Below are 24,446 nucleotides of genomic sequence, written 5' to 3'. Positions count from 1 at the left end.
ACCAAGGAGTTAAGGCCGCGTTAGCCCTGCGTCGGCAGGTCGGCCCCGATCAGCAGCAGCTGGCCGTCCTCGGGCGACAGCTTGATCGAGCCGCCCGCATTGGCGGCCAGCCCGTGCGCCAGCCAGGCGCCCGCCGCCCGCGCCTCGACCGTGCCGCCGGTCGAACCGCGCACCAGAGTCTCGCGCAAGGTCGGGTCGAGTAGCAGCCGCGGGCCTTCGGCACGGATGACGAGCTCGATCCCCCTCGAGCCGCGCTCGGCGCCGACGTCGAGCCGGCCGCCACGAACAAGCGCGTCGCCGGCGATCATGGTCAGGTTGAGGAGCAGCTTTACCGCGTCCTTGGGCAGCCGCCCGTCCGCGACCATCCAGCCGAGTTCGATCTTCTTCTCGGCCCCGAACAGACCCTCGATCGCCGCCTGCGCCTCGCGAGTGTCGATCTCGACCCCGAAGCCGCCGCCGGCGCCGAACGCCAGCCGGAAGAATTTAAGCTTATTGGCGCTCGCCCGCGCACTCTCAGCCAGTAATTCGAGGCACTTGGCGCGCATTTCGGGGTCCTGCTCGTCGGCGAGCAGTTCGATGCCGTTGTTGAGCGCGCCGACCGGCGAGAGCAGGTCGTGGCAGAGGCGGGAGCAAAGCAGACTGGCGAGATCGATCGCGTTCATAGGCGCGGTGGTGGCCGATGCCGCTAAACCGCGCAAGGGCTTGAAGTCGGCGCAGCAAATTCCAACATCTGATGGGAATGGCCGGGGGGTTGCAGATCATCGAGGTGGCGCTGACGTCGGGCCACGCCGGCTGGCGGCTCGACCGTGCGCTGGCCGACGCCGTGCCGACCCTGTCGCGCGAACGGCTCAAGGCACTGGTCAAGTCGGGCGCGCTCGAACGTGCGGGGTCGGCGGTGCGCGACCCGGCGCTCAAGGTCGCCGGGGACGAGGCGTTCCGCCTCGCGGTGCCCGAGCCGTCGCTTCCGCACAACGAAGCGCAGGATATCCCGCTCCGCATCGTGTTCGAGGACGATCATCTGCTGGTGGTCGACAAGCCGGCCGGGCTGGTGGTCCATCCGGCGGCGGGCAATCTCGACGGAACGTTGGTCAACGCCCTCCTCCACCATTGCGCCGGTCGCCTCAGCGGCATCGGCGGGGTCGCGCGGCCGGGAATCGTCCACCGGATCGATAAGGACACTTCGGGGCTGCTGGTGGTCGCCAAGTCCGATCCCGCCCACGAAGGCCTCGCCCGCCAGTTCGCCGCGCACAGCATCGACCGCCGCTATCTCGCCGCCGTCTCCGGCGTGCCCAAAACCGCCGAGGGGACGGTTGACGCGCCGCTCGCCCGCTCGAGCAGCGACCGCAAGAAGATCGCCATCGTCGCGGACGGCCGCGGCAAGCGGGCGGTAACCCACTGGACCCGGCTCAAGACCGGCAGCGGCGCGGCGCTAGTCGAATGCCGGCTCGAAACCGGGCGGACCCATCAGGTGCGGGTCCACATGGCGTCGATCGGCCATCCGCTGCTCGGCGACCCGGTCTATGGCCGCTCGCCGCCCAAGCGGATGCAGGAGTTGCTCAGGGGCCTCGGCTTCCGACGCCAGGCCCTCCACGCCGCGGTGTTGGGCTTCACTCACCCGATAACGGGGCACAGGCTATCGTTTCAGTCGCCGGTTCCGACCGATATGCAGGAACTGTTCACGGCGCTTGGTGTATAGGATTTAGGAGGCTAGGGCGGCTCGGTTCAAAGCTCGCTCGGCCTGGGAAGGAACGCTTTAAGGTCATGGCACAGGCGAAGGCACTTTCGATCCCCGCGGCGGGCGGTGAGGCTGGCCTCAACCGCTACCTCTCGGAGATCAAGAAGTTTCCGATCCTCGCTCCCGAGGAGGAGTTCATGCTGGCCAAGGCTTGGCGCGAGCACGGCGACACCGATGCCGCGGCCAAGCTGGTCAACTCGCACCTGCGCCTCGTCGCCAAGATCGCGATGGGCTATCGCGGCTACGGCCTGCCCGTCAGCGAGCTCATCTCCGAAGGCAACATCGGCCTGATGCAGGGCGTCAAGAAGTTCGAGCCCGATCGCGGCTTCCGTCTCGCCACCTACGCGATGTGGTGGATCCGCGCCTCGATCCAGGAATTCATCCTGCGCTCGTGGAGCCTGGTGAAGATGGGCACCACCGCGGCTCAGAAGAAGCTGTTCTTCAACCTGCGCCGGATGAAGAACCAGATTGACGCGTTCGAAGAAGGCGACCTCAAGCCCGCCGATGTCACCAAGATCGCCACCGACCTCGGTGTGAGCGAAGATGAAGTGGTTTCGATGAACCGTCGCATGGCGATGGGCGGCGATACCAGCCTCAACGCCCCGCTGCGCGGCAACGAGGATGGCGAGAGCCAGTGGCAGGATTTCCTGGTCGATTACGGTCCCTTGCAGGACGAGATCATCGCCGAGGATGAAGAGAAGAAGGTTCGCCACGAACTGCTCGGGCGGGCGATGGAATCGCTCAACGAACGCGAGCGCCACATCCTTGCCGAGCGCCGCCTCGCCGACGACCCCAAGACGCTCGAGGAGCTGAGCCAGGTTTACGGCGTCAGCCGCGAGCGAATTCGCCAGATCGAGGTGCGGGCTTTCGAGAAATTGCAGGGTTCGCTGTTGCGGATCGCTACCGAACAGCGGTTACTACCAGCGGCCTGAGCGACGCGGGCCCCAGCCACTGGCTGGAGCCCGCACCCCCGCTCGGCTATGGAATCACCGGCCAGTTTGCGCCGTTTACCGGCCGGTGATCGCCATGGTGATGGTAATGGCCGGACCGACCGGCAGCCCGGCCATCTGCCGCTGCGCCCGCTCGATCGCCGCGGCGACCTGGTCATGCGTGCTGTCGAGCGCGAAGGTGACGCACTCTTGAGTGCCATAGGGCCCGTTCAGATCGTCGCAGAGGTCGTTGGCCGTCCGCCAGATGCGCCCCTGGAGGACGCGCTGCCCGGGCCGATAGGCGAGGTTCAGGTCGGCAAAGCTGACCCGCCGTTCGGTATCGAGCCGATGCGGCGACGCCTTGACGACTACGTCGCCGTTGGGGCGATAGGCCTTTGCGCCGCTGGCGCTGGCGACAAGAGCGACCGCGACGAACCCCGCGGCGCACAGGCTGGCTATCGATCGACTATTCATTGCGACCTCCCGCTTGAACGACGGAGAGGAACTCCCCGCCATTTCTCCGCTTACCCCTGGAGGAAGGTCTCAAGCTTCATCGTTTCGGTCAGCACCGGCCGCGCGTCGCCCGTTGGTGCCCCGTTCGCCAAACTGTGCTCATGGCTCGACGACTCGGCCGTTAACAGCCGCAGCACCGCCGCCACCCGGCTTCGGGCCAGATTGTAGCGCGTTCCGTCCTTGAGCTGCGCGACCCAGCGTCGATCGAGATGCTGAAGGCGCTCGATGAAATCGGTTCGTACAACGGTGGAGCGGTGGAGGCGGACGAAGCGCTGCGGATCGAGGCGTGCCAGCAGATGTCCAATTGTCTCGTGCACGAGGCACTCGGATCCGGTCAGGAACAGCCGCATATAATCGCCCTCGGCGACGATCTTGTTGATCATCCCGGCCTCGATGCGGCGGCGGCCGTCGGCGCAGGGCACCCAGATGACGCTGTCCGCGCCATGGCAGTCGACCGTCCGGCCGACGAAATTCGATTCGACCCGTGTCGCGAAGTTCGCGAGCGGGGCCGCCAGCCGCTCCATCTCGCGCAGAAATTCGGCCAGCGACGCCAGACTGGCGTGAACGATCAGGTCGAAGGTTCCGGACACCTCCATCACTGCCTCGACCTGCGGACAGGCGAGAATGCATTGCTTGAATTTACTCAGGCCATCGGGCGGTGCACGGTGGTCGAGCGCGACGCAGACTATCACGGATAGATCGGGCATGCGCAGCCTCCTCGGCGGAAGCGGGCCTCGGTTTACGCCGAAGTTAACGCCGTCGCAATCGCCGTCCGCGCCGGACGGACTGTCGCGCGCGGCCTTGCAATCGACGGGAAAGAGGCAGAGCCTCGTCGACCCCCAAGGCGCGTGAGCGCCCTTCAGGCGACTCGCCGCCCGTATCTCGGACGAAGGAGAGTCGCACATGCATGAGGCTGTATCGGGCACCCGAGCCATCGCGCTGGTCGGGCCGGCCGGCGCGGGCAAGACCTCGCTGGCCGAAGCGCTGCTGTTCGCCAGCGGAACGATCGATCGGCAGGGATCGACCGGTCACGGCTCGAGCATCGGTGATCATTCGCCCGAGGCGCGCGCGCGTGGCGGTTCGACCGAGCTCAACCTGCTCAACTTCAGCTTCATGGGCGAGCGCTTCGCGCTGCTCGACGTGCCCGGCGGGACCGGTTTCGCGGCTGACGGCACTCGCGCGCTGGCCGCCGCCGACCTCGCCATCGTGGTGGTCGATCCCGATCCGGCGCGCGCCCCGCTCGCCGCGCCGGCGCTGCGCATGCTCGACGAGTTGGGCGTTCCCTACCTCGTCTTCGTCAACCGCATGGACCAAGCGCGCGGCTCAATTCGCGAACTGCTCGAAGCGCTCCAGCCGATGAGCGTCTCGCCGCTGATCGCCCGCCAGATCCCCATTCGCGAAGGCGACCGGGTCACCGGCTTCGTCGATGTCGCGCTTGAACGCGCCTTCCATTACGAGCCCGGCAAGCCGTCCGAGCGGATCGACATCCCGGACGATCTTCGCGAGCGCGAGCAACAGGCTCGGACCCAGCTCCTCGAGCAGCTCGCCGACCACGACGACGCCCTGCTCGAGCAACTGCTGATGGACGAGCAGCCCGAGGCCGAGCATGTTTTCCGCGACCTCGCGCGGGAGACCGGCGAGAACCTCGGCGTGCCGGTGCTGTTCGGCTCGGCCGGCAACTGCTGGGGCGTGCGGCGGTTGCTGAAGGCGCTGCGGCACGAAACCCCCACCCCGGCGAGCACGGCCGCCCGCCTCGGCGTCGGCAACCCGGCGCTGTGGTGCTTCAAGGTCAGCAATGCCGGCCAGATGGGCCGGCTTGCTTTCGCACGGCTGCTCGGCGGATCGCTCGCCGAGGGGCAGGAAGTCCACGCAGGGGACGGCCGCGGTCAGCGGCTGGTGGCGATGTTCGCGGTCCAAGGTGAGAAAACCACGAAGCTCGCCAAGGCGGATGCCGGCGAAGTGGTCGCGCTCGCAAAACTCGAACGAGTGGCCGCGGGCCAGTGGCTCGGCCTCGGCGCCCTGCCGGCGGCCCCCGAACTTCCCTTCCCTGCCCTCAACTATGCGCTGGCGATCGAGCCCGCAGACCGCAAGGATGACGTCAAGCTGTCGGGGGCGCTGGCCAAGCTGCTCGAGGAGGATTCGACCCTACGCCTCGAGCATGACGAGGGTGCGCACGAGATGGTGCTCCGCGGCGTCAACGACGAGCAGCTGCAGACCGTCATCACCAAGCTCAAGCGGCGCTACGGCGTCAGCGTCACCCACCGCCCGCCGAGCATCGGCTATCGCAGCAGCATCCGCCGCTCAGTGACCCAGCGCGGGCGGCACAAGAAGCAGTCGGGCGGCCACGGCCAGTTCGGCGATGTGGTGATCGAAGTCCGCCCGCTCGGCCGCGGCGAAGGCTTCATCTTCACCGAGACAATCCATGGTGGTGCCATCCCGCGCCAATATGTCCCGGCGGTCGAGCAGGGCGTCCGCGACGCACTGGCGCGTGGGCCCTTGGGCTTTGCGGTGGTCGACGTCGCGGTGACGCTGACCGACGGAAGCTACCACAGCGTCGACAGCAGCGAACTCGCCTTCCGCACGGCCGGGCGAATGGCGATGCAGGAGGCGCTCGGTCAGTGCCAGCCGCACCTGCTCGAGCCCGTGCACCGGGTGACCGTGGTCTCGCCGACCGCAGCGACCAGCAAGGTGAGTTCGGCGGTTGCGGGCCGGCGCGGGCAGATGCTGGGCATGGGGCCGCGCGACGGCTGGACCGGCTGGGACCGGGTCGAGGCGCTGATCCCCGAGGCCGAGCTGGCGGGCCTCGAAGCCGAGTTGCGCTCATTGAGCCAGGGCCTCGCCACCTACGAGGCGACGTTCGACCATCTGGCTGAATTGAACGGCCCGTTGGCCGACAAGGTGGTTAAGGCGCGCGAGCCCGAGCACGTCTGACCCTCACGCGGGCTTGTCATTGGCGGCGAAGCGAAGCAATCCGGCCTGACACACTGGATTGCTTCGTCGCTGCGCTCCCTTGCACTGACGATAGAGGGGAGCTGACCGCGTGGCCAAACGCCTGACCTGGTACATTCTGGGAGCCCTGTTGCTCGGCCTGTTCACCGGCTGGGCAATCAATGCTGCGATCGACAACGGAACCCCCGAAGCGGCGGCGCGGCTGAAGGACATCGCCGGCTATTTCGGGATCGTCACCACGCTGTTCCTGCGGCTGATCAAGATGATCATCGCCCCGCTGGTGTTCGCGACGCTGGTCGCAGGGGTGGCGCACATGGGGGATACGGCGGCACTCGGCCGGGTCGGGATCCGCTCGCTCGCCTGGTTCATCACCGCCAGCCTGCTGTCGCTGACGCTGGGCCTGATCCTGGTCAATATGCTCCACCCCGGCGTCGGGCTGAACCTGCCGCTGCCCGACGTCAGCGCGGCCAGCGGGGTTGAGACCAAGGCCTTCAACGTCAAGGACTTCGTCACTCATCTGGTCCCCGCCTCGATGATCCAGGCGATGGCCGAGAATGAGATTCTGCAGATCGTCATCTTCTCGCTGTTCCTCGGCGTCGCCATCACTGCGGTTGGCGAAAAGGCGCGGCCGCTGGTGCGCGGGGTCGAGGCGCTGGTCGAGGTCATCCTCCAGGTCACCAACTACGTGATGCGCTTGGCGCCATTGGCGGTATTCGCCGCGGTCACTGCCGCGATCGCCGAGCAGGGCATCGGCATCCTCGTCTACTACGGGCGCTTCATCGGCAGCTTCTACCTCGGTCTGATGCTTCTCTGGGTGATGCTGCTCGCCATCGCCTTCCTCGCGGTCGGACAGCGGGTGCGGCACCTCATCCGCTACATCCGCGATCCGCTGATCCTCGCTTTCTCGACCGCCTCGTCCGAGGCCGCCTACCCTCGTACGCTCGAGGCGCTCGACCGGTTCGGGGTGCCGCCGCGGATCGCCAGCTTCGTCCTGCCGCTCGGCTATTCGTTCAATCTCGACGGCTCGATGATGTACATGACCTTCGCGACGATCTTCATCGCGCAGGCCTATGGCATCGACCTCACGCTGGGGCAGGAAATCACCATGCTGCTGGTGTTGATGATTACCAGCAAGGGCATCGCCGGGGTGCCCCGCGCCAGCCTGGTTGTGATCGCCGCGACCTTGTCGATGTTCAAAATTCCCGAAGCGGGGCTGCTGCTGATCCTCGCGGTCGACCACTTCCTCGACATGGGCCGCTCGGCGACCAACGTCGTCGGCAATGCGGTGGCGGCGGTACTGGTCGCCAAGTGGGAGGGCCCGATGCACAGCGAGGGTGACCCCGACGTCGACGCCCTGCCCGCACCGAGCCACGTCCCCCCGCCCCCGCCGACGGTGTGAGCGACAACCTCGACGCGCTGCCGGCGCGCTTCACCACGGTACTGTGCGACCTGTGGGGCTGCGTCCACGACGGCTTCCGATTGCTGCCCGGCGCCGAAGGCCGGCTGCAGCGCTGGCATGGCGAGGGGCGGCAAACCATCTTCGTCACCAACGCCCCGCGGAGCGCGGCGATGACCCGGGCGCAGCTCGACCGGCTCGGCCTCGACCGGGGCCTCTACGACGGGATCGTCAGCGCGGGCGAGGTCGGGATCGCAGCGCTCAAGGGACGGCCGGTCGGTTTCTGCGGGACCGCCGAGGACCGCGCCGACCTCACCGCCGCCGGGCTCGAACTGGTCGAAGCGGGGTTTACCGAGCTCGCCTGCGCCGGATTGGAGTGGCACGAGACCGTCGCCGACTATGCCGCGCGGCTGCGCGCCTGGCGCCGCGCCGACGTGCTGCTCCACTGCCTCAACCCCGACCGGGTGGTGATTCACGGCAACCGACGCGTGGTCTGCGCCGGAGCGCTGGCCGATGCCTATGAGGCGCTGGGCGGGCGGACCGTGTGGCACGGCAAGCCCTACCCCTCGACCTACGATTATGCGCTGCGGCTGGCCGGCCATCCGCCCAAGGAGACGGTGATCGCGATCGGCGACGGGCTCCAGACCGACGTGCTCGGCGCGGCGCGCTACGGGCTCGCCTGCGTCTTCGTCAGCGGAGGAATCCACGCTGGCGAGCCCTACCCCGCCGAGCTGACGCCGGGCTGGCGACCGCTGCTGACGGTCGAGGGGCTGTAGCAACGGCCGGCTAAAAGCCCGCCGCTTTACTCGCCACCGCCTGCTGCTAGCCTTAGGCGATGCATGCGGGGGCTTCGCAATGGCTCGGCGTCAACATCGCGCCACGGTTCGACCAGCGCTCGCTCGCCCTCTACGTCCTACTCGCCTTCAGTGGTCTGCTGGAACTGATCGCGCTTGGGATATCGGGCGTCGACGTCTCCGCCTTCTTCGGCGTCGCCGAGGCGATCGGGCTGACCGCCCTCATCCTCGTCGCAGCGATGCTCCGCCGCCTCGGATGGGTGCGGTCGAGCACCGGACTGGAAACGTGCGTTCTCGTCGCGGTGGCCCTCGCCATCCTGTTCCCGCTCCAGTTCGCCATGGCCACGGTGCCGGCGCCATGGGCCGACGAGGCCCTGTTCGCGGTCGACCGGGCGCTCGGCTTCGACTGGCTCGCCTTCGCATCGGCGCTGCGGGGGGAGACCGCGACGCGCCTGCTGCGGATCGCCTATCTCTCGATGTGGCCGCAAGCCTATGCTATCCTGCTGCTGCTAGCCGCGACGGGGGCGATCACTCGGGCCTGGCGCTTCCTCACCGCGCTGTTCCTGATCTTCCTCATTGCGGTGATTTTCATCGCGATCGCGCCGGCGCAGGGACGTTTCGTGCTGTGCGGTCTTCACCCGGCGGACATTCCGGTCTTCCTGAATTTCTGCGACTACCCCGCCGTCCTCGCCGCGCTCCACGACCGGTCGCTGCGGCTGATCGACGCGGACCACATGATCGGGATGGTGAGTTTTCCGAGTGGCCACTCGGCCGCGGGTGCGCTGTTCGTCTGGGCGGTGTGGCCGTATCGGCCGCTCCGCCTCCCTGCGCTTCTGCTCAATATTGCCCTGTGCGCCGGCGCGATCGTCGTTGGGTCGCATTATCTGGCCGACGTTCTCGCGGGCTTTGCCCTTGCAGCGGCCAGCCTTTGGGTCAGCAGGTCGATGGTGCCAGACCCTTGTGTGCCGAGTCCACTCTGCGAGCCGGCAAAGGCGCCAGCGGCGACTGCACAGTCGGATTCGATGAGCATTTGAACAAAGTTTAACGTGCACCAGTCCCGCCGACCGGCGAGGGCGCCGGGCGTCGACCCTCGTTTGACCGCGACGCTGGCGCCGTGGTTACGCTGGGGTCCGTTCACAGACGGGCGACATGCTGCGTATGAACCAGGTCGACTCCCACGCGGCGTTCCGGCGTCGACTCATCCCCTCGCCCGAGCGGCCCCTGCAGCTGGCCGTTATCGTTCCGGTGCTGAATGAGGCAGCGAACATCACCCCGCTGATAGCGCAGCTCGAAAGAGCGCTGACCAACCTCGTCTGGGAGATCGTCGTGGTCGACGACAATTCGCCCGACGGTACGGCGGACGTTGCGCGCGACCGAGGCGTCATCGACCCCCGCGTCCGGATCGTCCAGCGGGTCGGGCGGCGCGGCCTCTCCTCGGCGGTAGTCGAGGGGATGCTGGCAACCAGCGCGCCGGTGCTCGCGGTCATGGACGGTGACCTTCAGCATGACGAGGCGATCCTGCCGAAGATGTACGAGATAGTCGCTCGCGGGGGCTACGACCTTGCGATCGGCACGCGCTACGCCGGCGAGGGTTCAACCGGCAATTGGAGCGCGTCGCGGGCCCGGATCAGCAACTTCGCCACGAAGCTGTCAAAGCGCTTGCTTAAGGCCGACGTCAGCGATCCGATGAGCGGCTTCTTCATGATCAGACGGACGCCGATGATGGCGGCCCTCCCCCATCTCTCGACAATCGGGTTCAAGATTCTGATGGACCTGGTCGCCTCGTCGCCGCGGCCGCTGCGCATCGCCGAAGTTCCCTACACTTTCCGCGAGCGGCTTCACGGGGATTCGAAATTCGATCTCAAGGCGGCACAGGAATTCGGCGTCCTGCTGCTCGACAAGCTGGTCGGCCATCTGGTGCCGGTCCGCCTACTGCTGTTCGCCTTGGTCGGGGCGTCAGGCGTATTGGTTCATCTTGCGGTGCTCGGCTCCTGCCTGTGGAGCGGCGCGAGCTTCCGGGCCGCACAAATCGCTGCGGTAGTTGTCGCGATGACGGGGAACTTCCTGATCAATAATCTGATCACCTTCCGCGACCGGCGGCTGCGGGGGATGCGCTTCTGGCGGGGGCTGCTGACCTTCTACGCCGTGGGCGCGATCGGGGCGGTCGCCAATGTCGGGATCGGGACCGTTGTCTACCGGCTCGACGGCATCTGGTGGCTGGGCGGCCTGGCCGGGGTCGCGGTTGGCCTGGTGTGGAATTACGCCGCCTCGTCGGCTCTCACCTGGCGCAAAAGCTGACGCACGTGCGCATTCTCACCTTCCTCCACAGCTTCGAGCCGGGCGGGGTCGAGCGGGTTGCGTTGCGGCTGGTCCGGCAATGGCGCGAGATGGGCGTCGAGGCGCCACTGTTCATCGGCCGTGAGGAGGGCGACCTCAAGGCCGAGCTGGCGCGGGACCTCGCCTTTTCGACCCCGGCCAGGCAGATCAAGGGCGACCGGTTCGAGACGTGGTGGATGCTCTGGCAGCTGCCGAAAGTGATCCGCGCGCACCGCCCGGACGTCATCTTCTGCGCCGGCAATACCTACACCGTGGTCGCAGCCGTGACCAAACTGCTGATGAGCCGCCGCTGCCCCCCGATCGTAACCAAGGTCAGCAACGATTTGGTCCTCCCGGGTCTGCCGAGCTGGCTCGTCGTCCTCTATCGCCTGTGGGCGCGGACGCAGGCGCATTTCATCGAGGGCTGGGTGGTGATGCACCCGGCCATGCGCGCCGAGGTCAGTGAATATGTCGACCCGGCGTCGATCTGGACGGTAGCCGATCCGGCCCTGACCACGGCGCAGGTTCGCCAACTGCGCGGATGGCGCCCGCCATCGATCGACCAGGCAGGAAAGCGCTTCGTCGCGCTCGGACGGCTGGCCGCGCAGAAGAATTACCCGCTGATGCTGCAGGCCTTTGCGCGGGGATCGGGTCCGAACGATCGGCTGACGATCTTCGGCGACGGTCCGCTTCGCGCCGAGCTGGAGATGCTGGTCGGGGAGCTTGGCCTCGGGACTCGCGTGCGATTCGCCGGTCATCTGCAGGACCCTTGGCTGTGCCTCAAGGATCAGGACGTCCTATTGCTGAGCTCGGCCTACGAAGGCATTCCGGCGGTACTGGTGGAAGCGATGACCTGCGGCATGCCCATCATCGCGACCGATTGCGGCGAAGGGGTGCGCGGTCTGCTGGACGGCTATGACGAGGTGACGCTCTGTCCCGCTGGCGACGTCGAGGCGTTCAGCGCGGCGGTGCGACAACGCTCCAAGGGCTCTGCGACCCGATCGGCAGCGGCTTTCGACGCCGAGAGCTACACGGTCGAGGTCGGCGCACGACACTATCTCGAGGCCTTTGCCGCGACTGCTTGGCCAGCGCAGCGGGCGGCTGGCGCAAGAAGCGTCGGTCTGCAGCCGTCTCGGATCGCTCGGACCCTGCCGATTACTCACCGGGCCGATACCGATCTGACGGCGGTAACGAACGACTGATGACGAGCGCAGCGATCGCGCCCGTCAGCGCGCGGCTCCCCCGTCGCGCCTCATTGCAGCCACCGTCATTTCCGCCGCGCCAGGCGCTGGTGATCGGCGCCATCCTGCTCGTCGCTACCCTGATCGCTCGCGGCCAGACGTTCGGCAATCCGGTGCTCGGCTTTGACGAGCAATTCTATCTTGTCGTCGGCGACCGGTTGCTCGGCGGCGCTTTGCCCTTCGTCGATGTGTTCGACCGTAAGCCGATCGGGCTGTTCCTGATCTACGGCTTCATCCGCCTCCTCGGTGGCGAGGGGACGATCCAGTATCAGCTCGTCGCCGGACTGTTCGCCTGGGGCACGGCGACGCTCGTGTGGCGCTTTGCCGGGCGAGTCGGCAATGCCCGCGGCGCGATTGCCGCGGCGCTCGCCTATCTCCTCTGGCTCGACCTGATGGAAGGCGAAGGCGGCCAGGCTCCCGTCTTCTTCAACTTGCCTGTCCTGTGGGCGGCGATGCTGACCGAGCAGGCGATTCGCCGCGGACGCATCGATTGGCGAGCGGGGCTGGCGCCGATGCTGATCGTAGGGGTGGCGATCCAGATCAAATATACCGCGCTCTTTGAAGGGATTTTTTTCGGCTGCGCCCTGCTGGTGGGCGCGTGGCGGGCGCGGGCGGGGACGGCTTCCCTTATCGGCATGGCGGCGGTCTGGGTCCTTATGGCCCTACTGCCGACACTGGTCGCTTACCTGGCCTATCTGGCGCTGGGGCACGGCCAGGATTTTCTCTTTGCCAACTTCATCTCGATGTGGGGCAAGCTCGCCGACCCGTTTGCCACCAGCGCGATCGGGCTCGTTACCATCGCCGGCATCCTGTTTCCCCTGACCCTGTGCATCATCCTGCCCCCCCCAGCAGACGGCGAGGCCCAGCGCCGCTCGCTGAAATTCGTATATTGGTGGCTGGCCGCGGCGGTTGCGGGGATGCTGGTCATGCGGAGCTTCTCAACTCCTCAATATGCGATGCCGGTGCTGGTGCCCGCGGTGATCGCCGCCGCGCCGCGGCTCGGGCAGATGCGGCCCAGCCCCCGCTTGGTCTGGCCGTTCCTGCTGGTCATCTTCGTGGCCTCGCAGATCGTCCTGTGGTCGCTCCAGAACCTCAAGGGCCGCGCCCACGAGGCCGCGCTGATCACCCGCGCCGCGACGCCTGCCCGCGGTTGCCTATTCGTCTATGACGGCTACCCGGCGCTTTATCGCCTGACCCATGCCTGCGTGCTGTCGCGCTTCCTTTTTCCGGGCCATCTCAACATGGAGAATGAGAATAGCGCGCGCGCCCTCGGAGTCGCGCCGACAGTGGAGGTCAGGCGGATCCTGGCGCAGCGGCCCGCGACGATCGTGATGGACGATCCGCCATTCGAGCGGGTCAATTCCACCACCTACGCCATCGTCCGCGCCGAGGTCGCGCGACACTATGTCGAAACCTTCAGGATGCACACCGGCGACCGCAATCGCCTGGTCTTCACGCGAAAGGATGCTGTGACGCCGACCGCAGCGCGACGCTAGCGGGTCGGTGCACCCACCGCTCGGGCTAGGCCGTGAAATTCAATTGCTTGAGCAGCGCCGCGAACCGCGGATCGCCGCGGACGGGGTCGAGAAAGGGGTCGACCCTGAGATAGGCAAGCCCCGAATCCCGCGCGCGCACGGCTTCTGCCAGCTCGGCGAAGGCCCGGTCCTGGTCACCCAATTGCGCGAAGATCTCGGCGAGCTGGTAGTTCAAGGTCACATCGGCCCGCTGCTTGAGTTGGGTCGCCAGCTGTTCAGCGCCGGACTGATCCCCCGTCCGTGCGGCGAGCAAGGCAAGGCGCGGTCCGCGAAGTGGATTATCGGCGCCCATCAGGCCGTACTCGGCCTTAGCCTGTGCCGGCTTACCAAGCTGCAGAAATGCGTCGCCAATGAACAGGTGGGAGATCAACCGCGTCGGCGCGAGGCGCAGCGAGGATTTGGCGGCGTCGATCGCCTGCGGGTAATGCCGCAAATAGAACAGCATCTCGGCCTTGTAGCTATAGAGCGCGGCGTTGAGCGGATCGAGCGCCCTGCTCCGGTCGGCGACCTCAAACGCCTCGGCAGGCGTGCCGAACAGCGCCAGATTCCGGGAGGCGGAATTCAGCACGCCGGTATCGTTGGGCGCGAGAGCGAGCGACATCTTCGTCTCGCGTAACGCCGCCCCGAAATTGAGTCGGCCCTGGGCGTTGAACGCCAGCACCGAATGCGGACCGCCAAGCGCCGGCGCGATGGCGATGGCCTTGCGCGCGGCCGCTTCGCCTTCGGAGAGCTGGCTGTCGACCTTGGTGGGATCGCTGAACAGGATTGCCATGGTGGTGAACGCGCTCGCCCTGGCGATATAGGCATCTGCGTAATGGGGATCGAGGCGGATAGCCGCATCCGCCAAGGCGATCCGCCGTTGGAAGCTGTCGGCCGAGGTCATCTCGCGGCTCAACTTGCGGCATTGCAAGATGAGGTCCTGCGCTTCGGCATTGGCAGTCCCGCCGAGCGCGATCGCGACCTTCTTCGCCGCCCCCAGCGCGACCCTGAGCGCACTCGCCACCTCGGTCGCGATATCGGTCTGGATCCTGATCGTGTCGCCTGGCGCGCGGTCGTAGGTCTGCGCCCATTTCTCCACGACGTCCGCGCCGTTGACGAGTTGCGCATCGACGCGGATCGTTTGGCTCGAGCGGCGGACGCTGCCGGTCAGAATGTTGGCGACTCCGAGCTTGGCGGCCGCTTCCGGAATCGCCAAATCCTTGACCGCATCGCAAGAAGCCCGGCCGATCACTTCGAGCCCGACGCGAGAGAGCGCGCCGCGCAATTCTTCGGCGATGCCGTCCGAGAAATAGGCCTGGCTCGGATCGCCGGACAGGTTGGCGAAGCTCATCACCGCGACGCGGTTCGAGACCGCCGAGCCCCACGGTGTGAGGAGCGCCCACGCGCCGACGCCGGCAACGGCTACCGTGCCCGCGCCGCCGGCGATCAGGACGCGGCGGGAGATGGCGGGTGACTTGCTCGCGGTCCCTGTCGGCGCAGCCCATTTTCCACTTTGGCAGGACCGCACGGCGTCCACCAAGGCGCGGAAGTTGGGGTCGGCCGGATTTCCCTTCCACGCCTTAAGCGAGAGAAGCTGGACTTCGCCGAAACCGAGCGGCGGATCGACCTCGTCGAGCCGGATGGGGAGGTAGACGCCGCGGCGGCGGGCGCGGGCAGCCTCGTCGCGGACGAACTCGCCGTCGGGGCCGACCGACCGCTTGGTCCAGACGACGATGACGCAGGCGGCAGACTCGAGGTGCTGCTCGATATCCTGCCGCCAATTGCTGCCGCCGCCGATGCGCGCGTCCCACCAGACCGGAAAGCCCTCGGCCTCGAGCGCGGCGACGAGCGGTTTCAGTCGGGCGCGGTCCTCCGACTTGTAGGAAACGAAGACTTCCGCCGGTCCTGTCATGGCTGCCCCCGCGCGAGCGTGCAGTCAGCCTAAGGAGAGTGCGCCAATTGGCAAGCCGTTGGCCTGGCGCGACCAGCGGTCCTAGTAGAGCCGCAATCCTCGCGTTTCGTCGAGCCAGGCCGCTTCGTCACGCCCGGCCAGGACATCAAGGTCGCCGGGCTCGGCCGACGGATCGTCGACCCACTCGCGCAAGGCCGGGCCGCCGTTGATGACGTCGATGGCGAGCTTGTCGAAGACGTACTCATACGGGAAGTCGCGCCACAGGTCGTAGTCGGGCACGAGGGTGCGGATGGCCTTGAAGGCGAGCGCCTGGAGCCGCCAGGGCTTGAACGCCGCATGATCGTAGAAGCGGCCTTCGGCGTGGATGAACAGGCCGGCGTTCAATTCGTGCGCGTGCTTGTGGAAGGTCGGCTCGAAAAAGACTTCGCGAAGCGAGCAGCCGGCAAGCCAGTCGGGGGCGACCCGCTCCATCTCAGCGTGGATCGCACGCGGGTCGAGGCCGGGGGCGCCGAACAGCTCGAGCGCGCGGGTGGTCCCGCGGCCTTCGCTCAGTGTCGTGCTTTCGAGCATGACAGTGCCAGCGTAGGCGCGGGCCATGTTCAAGTTCGCGGCGTTTGGGCTCGGGTTGATCCAGATACGGTCGGTGGGCCAGCCGAAACCGGGGGCGGCGTCGGGCTCCCACCCTTCCATCTCGATGACGCGATAGTCGACGTCGAGATTGAAGTGGCGGATGAACCAGTGGCCCATCTCGCCCATCGTCAGGCCGTGGCGCATCACCATCGGGCCGGCGCCGACGAAGCTCTCCCAGCCGGGGAGCAGCAGCGTCCCCTCGACCGGGCGGCCGGCGGGGTTGGGTCGGTCGAGCACCCAAACGGTCTTGCCATGCTCGGCGGCGGCTTCGAGCAGGTAGAGCAGGGTCGTCACGAAAGTGTAGATGCGGCAGCCGAGGTCCTGCAGGTCGAATAGGAAGACGTCGGCGCTGCTCATCATCTGGCCCGACGGGCGGCGGACCTCACCGTAAAGGCTGAACACGGGGATGCCGAGGCGCGGGTCGGTCTCGTCCGCGGTCTCGACCATATTGTCCTGCTTGTCGCCCTTGAGCCCGTGCTGAGGACCGAAAGCGGCGGTGACGTTGAGCCCGGCGGCGATCAGCGCGTCGATGCTATGCGTGAGGTCGGCGGTCACCGAGGCCGGATGGGCGAGCAGCGCGACGCGCTTGCCGTCGAGCGGGCGGCGAAGCGCGGGATCCGCGAGCAGACGATCGATACCGAAGGAAGTCATTCGTCGGTCACTGGCGGGAGGGTCGCGGCGAGGCAAGCGGGCAAGTGGAAATCGGGTTTGTCGGCACCGTGGGCGAGCGCCCAGTAGCTTTTGGTCCCGCCGACTTCCTCGACCACCGCGGCAAGGCCGAAACGGCCGCGTTCGGGCAGGTCGAGCACCGCGTCGACCAGCAATTTGTCGCCGATGTCCTCGACGTCGCTCTCGGGCGGCTCGATCGCCGGCTTGGTCATGCCCGCGCGATAGGCGGCGAAGTCGTAGGCCGCCCAGGCGCCCGAGGGCGAGAAATTATACTCGCGGTAGCCCGCCCCCGCCGCGGGCTCGACGAACAATTCGAAGCAGGTCGATTTCCACAGGTCGTCGTGGCGGCCGCGGCGGGGCTTGTCGGGAATGACCAGGCTGTCGGTCGGGGCATGGAGGTGGAAGCTCACCTCGACCCGTCCGTCGTCCCAGCGCTCGACCCAAGCATCGAGCGACATCGCGGCGCGGGCTGGCGGTGTCGCGGGGTGCGGGATGAGCGTGAGGTGCATGCGGCTGGTTTGGCGGAGGGGCGGGGCTTCGACAAGACGAAGTGAGGCGGTTAGAGGCGCTGACATGACCGACGTGACATCCGCCCCTGCCCTGCTCCAGCTGCTGACCGAGCGCGGTTATATCCATCAGACGACCGATGCGACGGCACTGGGTGCGCTGGCAGAGCGCGAGGTGGTCAGCGGCTACATCGGGTTCGACGCGACCGCGCCGTCGCTCCACGTCGGCAGCCTGGTGCAGATCATGATGCTGCGGCGGTTGCAGCAGGCGGGGCATCGGCCGATCGTGCTGATGGGCGGGGGCACGACCAAGGTCGGCGATCCGTCGGGCAAGGACGAGAGCCGGCAGCTGCTGACCGACGAGAAGATCAGCGACAATATCGCCGGCATCCGCAAGGTGTTCGAGCGGTTCCTGACCTTCGGCGAGGGCCCGAGCGACGCGGTGCTGGTCGACAATGCCGACTGGCTCGACCACCTCCAGTATGTCCCCTTCCTGCGCGAGGTCGGGCGGCACTTCACCATCAACCGGATGTTGACCTTCGACAGCGTCAAGCTGCGGCTCGAGCGCGAGCAGCCGCTGACCTTCCTCGAATTCAACTACATGATACTGCAGGCCTACGACTTCCTCGAGCTGTCGCGGCGGCTGGGGTGCCGGCTGCAGCTCGGCGGGTCGGATCAATGGGGCAATATCGTCAACGGCATCGAGCTCACCCGGCGGATCGACGGGACCGAGCTGTTCGGGGTGACGACGCCGCTGATCACCACAGCCGACGGCGCGAAGATGGGCAAGACCGCGGCCGGGGCGGTGTGGCTCAACGCCGACGGGCCCGAGGGATATCGGCTGCCGGCCTACGACTATTGGCAATTCTGGCGGAACACCGCCGATGCCGACGTGGGCAAGTTCCTGAAGCTGTTCACCGACGTGCCGCTGGACGAGATCGCGCGGCTGGAAGCGCTGCCGGGGGCGGAGATCAACCAGGCCAAGGTGGTGCTGGCGACCGAGGCGACCGCGCTGCTCCACGGCCGCGAGGCGGCCGAGGCGGCCGCGCGGACGGCCGCCGAGACCTTCGCCGGTGGTGGCTCGGGCGAGGCGCTACCGCGGCTCGAAACGGGGGGCGAGATCGGGGTGCTGGCGGCGCTGGTGGGGCTGGGCTTCTGCGCTTCGAATGGCGAGGCCAAGCGCAAGGTGGCCGAGGGCGCGGTACGAATCGATGATGTTGCGGTGAGCGACATTTCGCACGTGATTGCCGTGGATTCCGAGGTGAAGTTGAGCCTTGGCAAGAAGAAACACGGACTCTTGGTTCCGTCACCCTGAACTTGTTTCAGGGTCCATCTTCGAGCCGCGGTGAGCGCGAGAGAATGGATGCTGAAACAAGTTCAGCATGACGAGCAGGGGAATTAGCCGGAGCGCAGCAGATCGACCGCCTGGTCGCGTTCGAACAGGTAGAGGCAGAGCCGCGCTGCTTCGCCTCTGGGCCCCGCCAGGCCACCGTCGCGGTCAAGCAACAAGCGCGCATCGTCGGTGGCTGCGGGAGCCAATTCCTGCATCTGCTCGGGTGAGGCGAGACGGAAGGCGGCATCGCCCGACTGACGGGTGCCGAGAATCTCACCCGGGCCGCGCAGCTTCAGATCTTCCTCGGCGATGCGGAAGCCGTCGCTGGTCTCGCGCATCAGCGCTAGGCGGGCGCGGCCGGTCTCGCTCAGCGTTGGGCCGCGGACCAAGAGGCAGGTCGATTTCCCCTCCCCCCGCCCGACCCGGCCGCGCAACTGGTGCAATTGGGCGAGGCCGAAACGCTCGGCGCCCTCGATGATCATCAGCGTCGAGTTGGGAACGTCGACCCCGACCTCGATCACCGTGGTAGCGACCAGCACCTGGAGCTGGTTGGCAGCGAAGGCCGCCATGACGGCGTCCTTGTCGGGCCCCTTCATCCGCCCGTGGACCAGCCCAACCTGCCCGGGAAAGCGCGCGGCGAGGATGGCGGCGCGGTCCTCGGCGGCGGCGGCGTCGCTGGTCTCGCTTTCCTCGACCAATGGGCAGACCCAATAGGCCTGACCGCCCGCGGCGAGGTGGCGGCCGAGGCCGTCGATGATCTCGGGCAGTTTCTCATCGCTGATGACGCGGGTCTCGACCGGGGTCCGGCCGGGCGGCATCTCGTCGATCCGGCTGACGTCCATCTCACCATATTGGGTCAGCGTCAGCGTGCGCGGGATGGGCGTCGCCGTCATCACCAGTAGGTGCGGCGGGCGCTCGGCCTTGGCGGAGAGCAGCAGGCGCTGGCTAACGCCGAAGCGGTGCTGCTCGTCGATCACAGCGAGGCCGAGGTTCCGGTAGCCGACCTTCTCCTGGAAGATGGCGTGGGTGCCAACGAGGATGTGGATGCTGCCGTCGGCGAGGCCCATCAGCACGCTGTCGCGCGCGCGACCCTTTTCGCGCCCGGTCAGGATGGCGACGCGGACGCCGATCGGGTCGAGTTGCTTGAGCAGGGTCGCATGATGCTGGCGGGCGAGGATCTCGGTCGGGGCGAGCAAGGCGGCCTGGGCGCCGGCCTCGACCGCGTTCAACATCGCGAGCAGCGCGACCAGCGTCTTGCCCGAGCCGACGTCGCCCTGGAGCAGGCGGAGCATCGGCGTCGCCTGCGCCATGTCGCCGCGGATCTCCTCGGTGACGCGGCGCTGGGCGCCGGTGAGGTCATAGGGCAGCCGGAGCTTCGCGATCAGGCTGCCATCGCCTTCGAGCGGATGGCCGCGCTTGCGGCGGCTGACCTGGCGGAGAAGCTGGAGCGCGAGCTGATTGGCGAAAATCTCGTCATAGGCGAGGCGGCTGCGGGCGGCACTGTCGAGATGGTCGGCGTGGGCCTTGCCGAGCGCGCTGCGCCAGGCCGGCCACGAGTGACGGGCGAGGACCGAGGGCTCGATCCACTCGGGCAGCGCGGGCGCGCGCTCGAGCGCGGCGGTGGCGAGCTCGCGCAGCCGTCGGCTGGTGAGCCCTTCGGTCAGCGGGTAGATGCTTTCGCGCAGCGGCGGCTCGGGCTTGCCGGGCTCGAGCACGTCGGGGTGGACCATCTGCCACTGGTCGCCATAGGCTTCGAGCTTGCCCGAGACGGTCCGAGTTTCGCCGAGCGGGAGCTGCTTCTTCGCCCAGCCGCCATTGTTGAAAAAGGCGAGCGTGATGACGTTGCCGTCGCCGTCGGCGGCGTAGATGCGGGTCGGACCGCGGCCGGCGCTCTGGCGCGCGTCGAACGGCTTGACCTCGAGCACCACATGGCTGCCGAGCAGCGCCGCCGAGGCGGCGGGCGCCCGAACCCGCTCGATGCTCCCGGTGGGCAAATGAAACAGCAGGTCGACCAGGCGGCTGAGGCCGAGGCGGTGGAGCAGGCGCGTCAGCTGCGGGCCGACGCCCTTCAGCGTCTCCACTTCGGCGAACAGCGGATTGAGCAGGTCGGGACGCATGCCATCGTCTCGTAGCCGGAACCGTCGCCGTCATGCCAGCGCGGTCTGGACCTCGGCCTTCGCCGGGGTGACAGGAAAGGGTGGAAACCCTATCTCCGCCCGATGCAATCCGAGGACGTCGAACTGAAGCGCCTGCGCTGGCGGGCGCACCATCGCGGGGTGAAGGAGGCGGATCAGATGGTCGGCGGCTTCTTCGACCGCCATTCGGCGAGCTGGAGCGCCGCCGATCGGGCGCTGTTCACCGAGTTGCTCGAGGAGCAGGACGTCGACATCATGGCGTGGGCGATCGGCGCGCAACCAGTGCCGCCGCGCTTCGCCGGGCCGCTGATGCAGTCAATGCAGCGGCTCGACTATCTGCCGTTCGCGCGTTGAGCCCCGCATGCCCGAGCTGAACGCGATCCTCTCCGCCCGCCGCCCGCTGACCCTGGCGGGCGTGCCGACGGGCTTCCTGCCGTGGCTCGCCGCCGATCTCGCCCGCGCCGCCAGCGGCACCGGCGGCGGTGGCCGCGCGGTGGTGATCGTCCCCGACGAGGCGGCGATGCGTTCGCTCGCCGACACCGCGCCGGTGTTCGCGCCCGAGTTGCAGGTCATCACCTATCCCGCCTGGGACTGCCTCGCCTACGACCGCGCGTCGCCGTCGCTCCGAGTCATGGCCGAACGGCTGGCGGCGCTACAGGCATTGCAGGGCGCCCGCAGCGGGCCGCAGCTGCTTATCGCGACCGCCAATGCGGTGACCCAGCGGACGTTGACCCCGTTCCGGATCCGCCAGCTGACCAAGCGGCTCGCGCCCGGCGAGCGGATCGACCGCGACAAATTGATCAGCCTGCTCAGCGCCAATGGATATCAGCGCGCTGATTCGGTCGCCGACGCGGGTGACTTCGCGGTCCGCGGCGGGTTGATCGACCTCTACCCCGCAGGCCAGCCGCACGCGATCCGGCTCGATTTCTTCGGCGACGAGATCGAGACGATGCGGGCCTTCGACCCCGCCGACCAGCGCACCACCGGTCCGGCCGAGGCGTTCACGCTGATGCCCGCGAGCGAGGCGCTGCTCGACGAGGAGAGCATCAAGCGCTTCCGAGCGGGCTATCGCGAGAAGTTCGGCGCCAATGCGACCGGAGACCCGCTCTATCAGGCGATCAGCGACGGGCGCCGGCTGGCGGGGATGGAGCATTGGCTGCCGCTGTTCGAAGAGAAACTCGCGACGCTGTTCGACCATTTGAGCGAGCAGGACATCGTCATTCGCGATGGCGGGACCGACGGCGCGGTCGATAGCCGCTACGAATCGATCCAGGACTATTTTACCAACCGCGAGCGGGCGATGGTCGCCGAGCCCGGCAGTTATCGCCCGCTGCCGCCGACCGCGCTCTATCTCGCGCGCAGGGAATGGGACGCGCTCGTGGCCGAGCGACCGGTCCACCGCACCTCGCCCTTCCCCGAGCCCGAGACGCCGTCGATCATCGACTTCGGCGTGACCCCGGCGCGAGATTTCGCGCCCGAGCGGGCGAAGAACGAGAATATCTACGAGGCGGTGGTCGCGCACGCCAAGGCGCTGCGCCGCAGCGGCCACAAGGTGGTGATGGCGAGCTACACCGGCGGTGCGCGCGAGCGGTTGGCGGGTCTGCTCAAGGACCATGGGCTGAGCGGCTTGAAGGGCGCGGGCGGGTGGCAGGAAGCGCTTGGGCTGAGCCGCGACGCGACCCTGATCGTCCTGCCGCTCGACCACGGCTTTACCACCCCCGAGGTGGCGGTGCTCACCGAGCAGGACATGCTCGGCGACCGGCTGGTGCGGCGGCGCAAGCGCAAGAAGAGCGCCGACGCGTTCCTGTCGGAGCTGGCGACGCTGACCCCCGGCGACCTCGTTGTCCACATGGAGCATGGGATCGGCCGCTACGAGGGGCTGACCCGGATCCCGGTCGGCACCAGCCCGCACGACTGCGTCGCGCTCGAATATGCCGGCGGCAACCGGCTTTACGTCCCGGTCGAGAATATCGACGTGCTGTCGCGCTACGGCTCGGAGAGCGAGGGCGTGGCGCTCGACCGGCTGGGCGGCGAGGCGTGGCAGCGGCGCAAGGCGCGGATGAAGGAGCGCATCCGCGAGATCGCGGGCGACCTCATCAAGGTGGCGGCCTTGCGTGCGACGCGCCAGGGCGTGGTCGCCGAGCCCGACAGCGCCTACCCCGCCTTCGTCGACCGCTTCCCTTACGAGGAGACGGAGGACCAGGATCGCGCGATCGGCGACGTGATCGAGGATCTGGGCGCGGGCAAGCCGATGGACCGACTGGTCTGCGGCGATGTCGGCTTCGGCAAGACCGAGGTGGCGCTGCGCGCGGCGTTCGTCGCGGCGATGGCGGGACAGCAGGTCGCACTGGTCTGCCCGACCACGCTGCTCGCCCGCCAGCATTACACCAATTTCGTCGAGCGCTTCAAAGGCTTCCCGATCGAGATCGGTCGGCTCTCCCGGCTGGTGCCGGCGGCCGAGGCGAAGAAGACCCGCGAGGGCCTTGAGGCAGGCCAGGTCGACATCGTGATCGGCACCCACGCGATCCTCGCGAAGGGGGTCAAGTTCAGGAAGCTGGGACTGGTCATCGTCGACGAGGAGCAGCGCTTCGGGGTCACCCATAAGGAGCGGCTCAAGGAGCTGCGCGCCGACGTCCATGTGCTGACGCTGACCGCCACGCCCATCCCGCGCACGCTGCAGATGGCGATGAGCGGCCTGCGTGAGCTGTCGGTCATCCAGACCCCGCCGGTCGACCGGCTCGCGGTCCGCACCTACGTCACCCCGTGGGACCCGGTGGTGGTGCGCGAGGCGCTGCTGCGCGAGCATTATCGCGGCGGCCAGACCTATTTCGTGGTGCCGCGGATCGCGGACCTCCCTGACATCGAGGATTGGCTCCGCGAGGAAGTGCCCGAGGTGAAGGCGGTCACCGCGCACGGGCAGATGAGCCCGACCGAGGTCGAGGAGAAGATGAGCGCCTTTTACGACCGCAAGTATGACGTGCTGCTATCGACAACCATCGTCGAGAGCGGGCTCGACATTCCGAGCGCCAACACGCTGATCATCCACCGCGCCGACCGCTTCGGACTGGCGCAATTGTACCAGCTGCGCGGGCGGGTCGGGCGCTCGAAGACGCGCGCCTACGCCTATTTCACGACCCCGCCCGACCGGCAGATCACCGAGACCGCCGAGAAACGGCTGCAGGTCCTCGCTAACCTCGACAGCCTCGGCGCGGGCTTCCAGCTCGCCAGCCACGACCTCGACATCCGTGGGGCGGGCAACCTGCTCGGCGACGAGCAGTCGGGACACATCAAGGAAGTCGGGTTCGAACTCTACCAGTCGATGCTGGAGGAAGCGATCCTCGAGGTGAAGAGCGGCGCGACCGAGCGACGCGAGGACTATTCGCCGCAGATCAACGTCGAGGGCGCGGCGATCATGATCCCCGAGCTCTACGTCCCCGACCTCGATCTGCGGATGGGGCTCTACCGGCGCCTCGGCGAACTCGAGGACAGCCGCGAGGTCGAGGAATTCGCCGCCGAGATGATCGACCGCTTCGGCCCGCTGCCCGAGGAAACCGGTAACCTGCTCCAGGTAGTCGAGACCAAGATCAACTGCCGCAAGGCGTGCATCGCCAAGCTCGACGTCGGCGCGCGCGGCGCGGTGGTGACCTTCGCGCCGAGCGGCTTCCCCGACCTTCCCGGGCTGCTCGGCTATGTCGAGCGATTGAAGGGCGCGGCCAAGCTCAGGCCCGACAGCAAGCTGCTGGTCAGCCGCGACTGGTCAACCCCGCACGCCCGGCTCAACGGCGCGCTGCAACTCAGCCGCGGACTGGCGCGGGTGGTGGCCGCGAGCAGCGGCGGACCCGCAGCCGAGACCAAGGACAAGGTTCTCGCCTGA

At 67.7% G+C, this 24,446-nt stretch carries 19 protein-coding genes; 12 read left to right on the top strand and 7 right to left on the bottom strand.

Translation table 11 applies throughout. From position 1 onward, the window contains the following. Nucleotides 1-20 precede the first annotated feature (20 nt). Nucleotides 21-662 carry a histidine phosphotransferase family protein gene (locus GCU42_RS02000; protein ID WP_114228079.1) on the bottom strand — a complete coding sequence of 214 codons (642 nt, stop codon included), beginning with the start codon at nt 660-662 and terminating at the stop codon, nt 21-23. Between the two features lie 77 nt (nt 663-739). On the opposite strand from GCU42_RS02000, the gene GCU42_RS01995 reads away from it, so the two are divergent. Then, entirely contained in the window at nt 740-1,696 is a 957-nt protein-coding gene (locus GCU42_RS01995) for an RluA family pseudouridine synthase (protein WP_114228080.1), read from the top strand. A gap of 65 nt (nt 1,697-1,761) precedes the next feature. Continuing rightward, a complete protein-coding gene (gene rpoH, locus GCU42_RS01990; RefSeq protein ID WP_114228081.1) occupies nt 1,762-2,667 on the top strand; it encodes an RNA polymerase sigma factor RpoH in 906 nt (301 codons plus the stop codon). A gap of 75 nt (nt 2,668-2,742) precedes the next feature. Here rpoH and GCU42_RS01985 read toward each other — a convergent pair whose 3' ends face one another. Beyond that, nucleotides 2,743-3,138 carry a UrcA family protein gene (locus GCU42_RS01985; RefSeq protein ID WP_162789260.1) on the bottom strand — a complete coding sequence of 132 codons (396 nt, stop codon included), beginning with the start codon at nt 3,136-3,138 and terminating at the stop codon, nt 2,743-2,745. Between the two features lie 50 nt (nt 3,139-3,188). Beyond that, complete coding sequence (locus tag GCU42_RS01980) at nt 3,189-3,884, bottom strand: LytTR family transcriptional regulator DNA-binding domain-containing protein (RefSeq protein ID WP_162789262.1); 696 nt, start codon at nt 3,882-3,884, stop codon at nt 3,189-3,191. 196 nt (nt 3,885-4,080) lie between these two features. Here GCU42_RS01980 and GCU42_RS01975 point away from each other — a divergent pair, with 196 nt between their 5' ends. From GCU42_RS01975 to GCU42_RS01945, 7 genes are all read left to right on the top strand, one after another. Next, the gene (locus GCU42_RS01975; RefSeq protein WP_114228084.1) at nt 4,081-6,108 is read left to right on the top strand and encodes an elongation factor G; all 2,028 of its coding nucleotides are present in this window, start codon (nt 4,081-4,083) and stop codon (nt 6,106-6,108) included. Nucleotides 6,109-6,217: 109 nt separating this feature from the next. Next, nucleotides 6,218-7,525 carry a dicarboxylate/amino acid:cation symporter gene (locus tag GCU42_RS01970; protein WP_114228085.1) on the top strand — a complete coding sequence of 436 codons (1,308 nt, stop codon included), beginning with the start codon at nt 6,218-6,220 and terminating at the stop codon, nt 7,523-7,525. Further along, complete coding sequence (locus GCU42_RS01965; protein WP_114228086.1) at nt 7,522-8,298, top strand: HAD-IIA family hydrolase; 777 nt, start codon at nt 7,522-7,524, stop codon at nt 8,296-8,298. The genes GCU42_RS01970 and GCU42_RS01965 overlap by 4 nt, the downstream gene beginning before the upstream one ends. 59 nt (nt 8,299-8,357) lie before the next feature. Next, nucleotides 8,358-9,350, top strand: a complete 993-nt coding sequence (locus GCU42_RS01960; RefSeq protein ID WP_114228087.1) for a phosphatase PAP2 family protein — start codon at nt 8,358-8,360, stop codon at nt 9,348-9,350. Between the two features lie 115 nt (nt 9,351-9,465). Beyond that, the gene (locus tag GCU42_RS01955; RefSeq protein WP_335341017.1) at nt 9,466-10,614 is read left to right on the top strand and encodes a glycosyltransferase; all 1,149 of its coding nucleotides are present in this window, start codon (nt 9,466-9,468) and stop codon (nt 10,612-10,614) included. Nucleotides 10,615-10,619: 5 nt separating this feature from the next. Next, nucleotides 10,620-11,834 carry a glycosyltransferase gene (locus tag GCU42_RS01950; protein WP_152569421.1) on the top strand — a complete coding sequence of 405 codons (1,215 nt, stop codon included), beginning with the start codon at nt 10,620-10,622 and terminating at the stop codon, nt 11,832-11,834. Beyond that, complete coding sequence (locus GCU42_RS01945) at nt 11,834-13,369, top strand: glycosyltransferase family 39 protein (RefSeq protein ID WP_114228090.1); 1,536 nt, start codon at nt 11,834-11,836, stop codon at nt 13,367-13,369. Before GCU42_RS01950 ends, GCU42_RS01945 begins: the two co-directional genes overlap by 1 nt. 25 nt (nt 13,370-13,394) lie before the next feature. Here the strand turns inward: GCU42_RS01945 and GCU42_RS01940 are convergent, their stop codons facing one another. The 3 genes from GCU42_RS01940 to GCU42_RS01930 form a co-directional block, all read right to left on the bottom strand. After that, the gene (locus GCU42_RS01940; RefSeq protein ID WP_114228091.1) at nt 13,395-15,299 is read right to left on the bottom strand and encodes a TIR domain-containing protein; all 1,905 of its coding nucleotides are present in this window, start codon (nt 15,297-15,299) and stop codon (nt 13,395-13,397) included. Between the two features lie 81 nt (nt 15,300-15,380). Next, nucleotides 15,381-16,580: an exo-beta-N-acetylmuramidase NamZ family protein gene (locus GCU42_RS01935; protein ID WP_114228092.1), complete on the bottom strand. Its 1,200-nt coding sequence runs from the start codon at nt 16,578-16,580 to the stop codon at nt 15,381-15,383. After that, entirely contained in the window at nt 16,577-17,107 is a 531-nt protein-coding gene (locus GCU42_RS01930) for a DOMON-like domain-containing protein (protein WP_114228093.1), read from the bottom strand. The genes GCU42_RS01935 and GCU42_RS01930 overlap by 4 nt, the downstream gene beginning before the upstream one ends. A 64-nt stretch (nt 17,108-17,171) precedes the next feature. Between GCU42_RS01930 and tyrS the strand changes: the two genes are divergently transcribed. Further along, entirely contained in the window at nt 17,172-18,419 is a 1,248-nt protein-coding gene (tyrS, locus tag GCU42_RS01925; protein WP_114228094.1) for a tyrosine--tRNA ligase, read from the top strand. An 83-nt stretch (nt 18,420-18,502) separates the two neighbouring features. Here tyrS and recG read toward each other — a convergent pair whose 3' ends face one another. Next, a complete protein-coding gene (recG, locus tag GCU42_RS01920) occupies nt 18,503-20,554 on the bottom strand; it encodes an ATP-dependent DNA helicase RecG (RefSeq protein WP_114228095.1) in 2,052 nt (683 codons plus the stop codon). Nucleotides 20,555-20,656: 102 nt separating this feature from the next. On the opposite strand from recG, the gene GCU42_RS01915 reads away from it, so the two are divergent. Together GCU42_RS01915 and mfd are read left to right on the top strand one after the other, a co-directional pair. Further along, nucleotides 20,657-20,926, top strand: coding sequence for an FAD assembly factor SdhE (locus GCU42_RS01915; RefSeq protein WP_114228096.1), 270 nt, complete (start codon nt 20,657-20,659; stop codon nt 20,924-20,926). A 7-nt stretch (nt 20,927-20,933) separates the two neighbouring features. Further along, a complete protein-coding gene (gene mfd, locus GCU42_RS01910) occupies nt 20,934-24,446 on the top strand; it encodes a transcription-repair coupling factor (RefSeq protein ID WP_114228097.1) in 3,513 nt (1,170 codons plus the stop codon).

The organism is Sphingomonas ginsengisoli An et al. 2013 (assembly GCF_009363895.1).
In the GTDB taxonomy this organism is placed as follows: domain Bacteria; phylum Pseudomonadota; class Alphaproteobacteria; order Sphingomonadales; family Sphingomonadaceae; genus Sphingomicrobium; species Sphingomicrobium ginsengisoli.
Note: the sequence above shows the minus strand (reverse complement) of the source record. Positions and strands in the feature narration are given on the sequence as shown.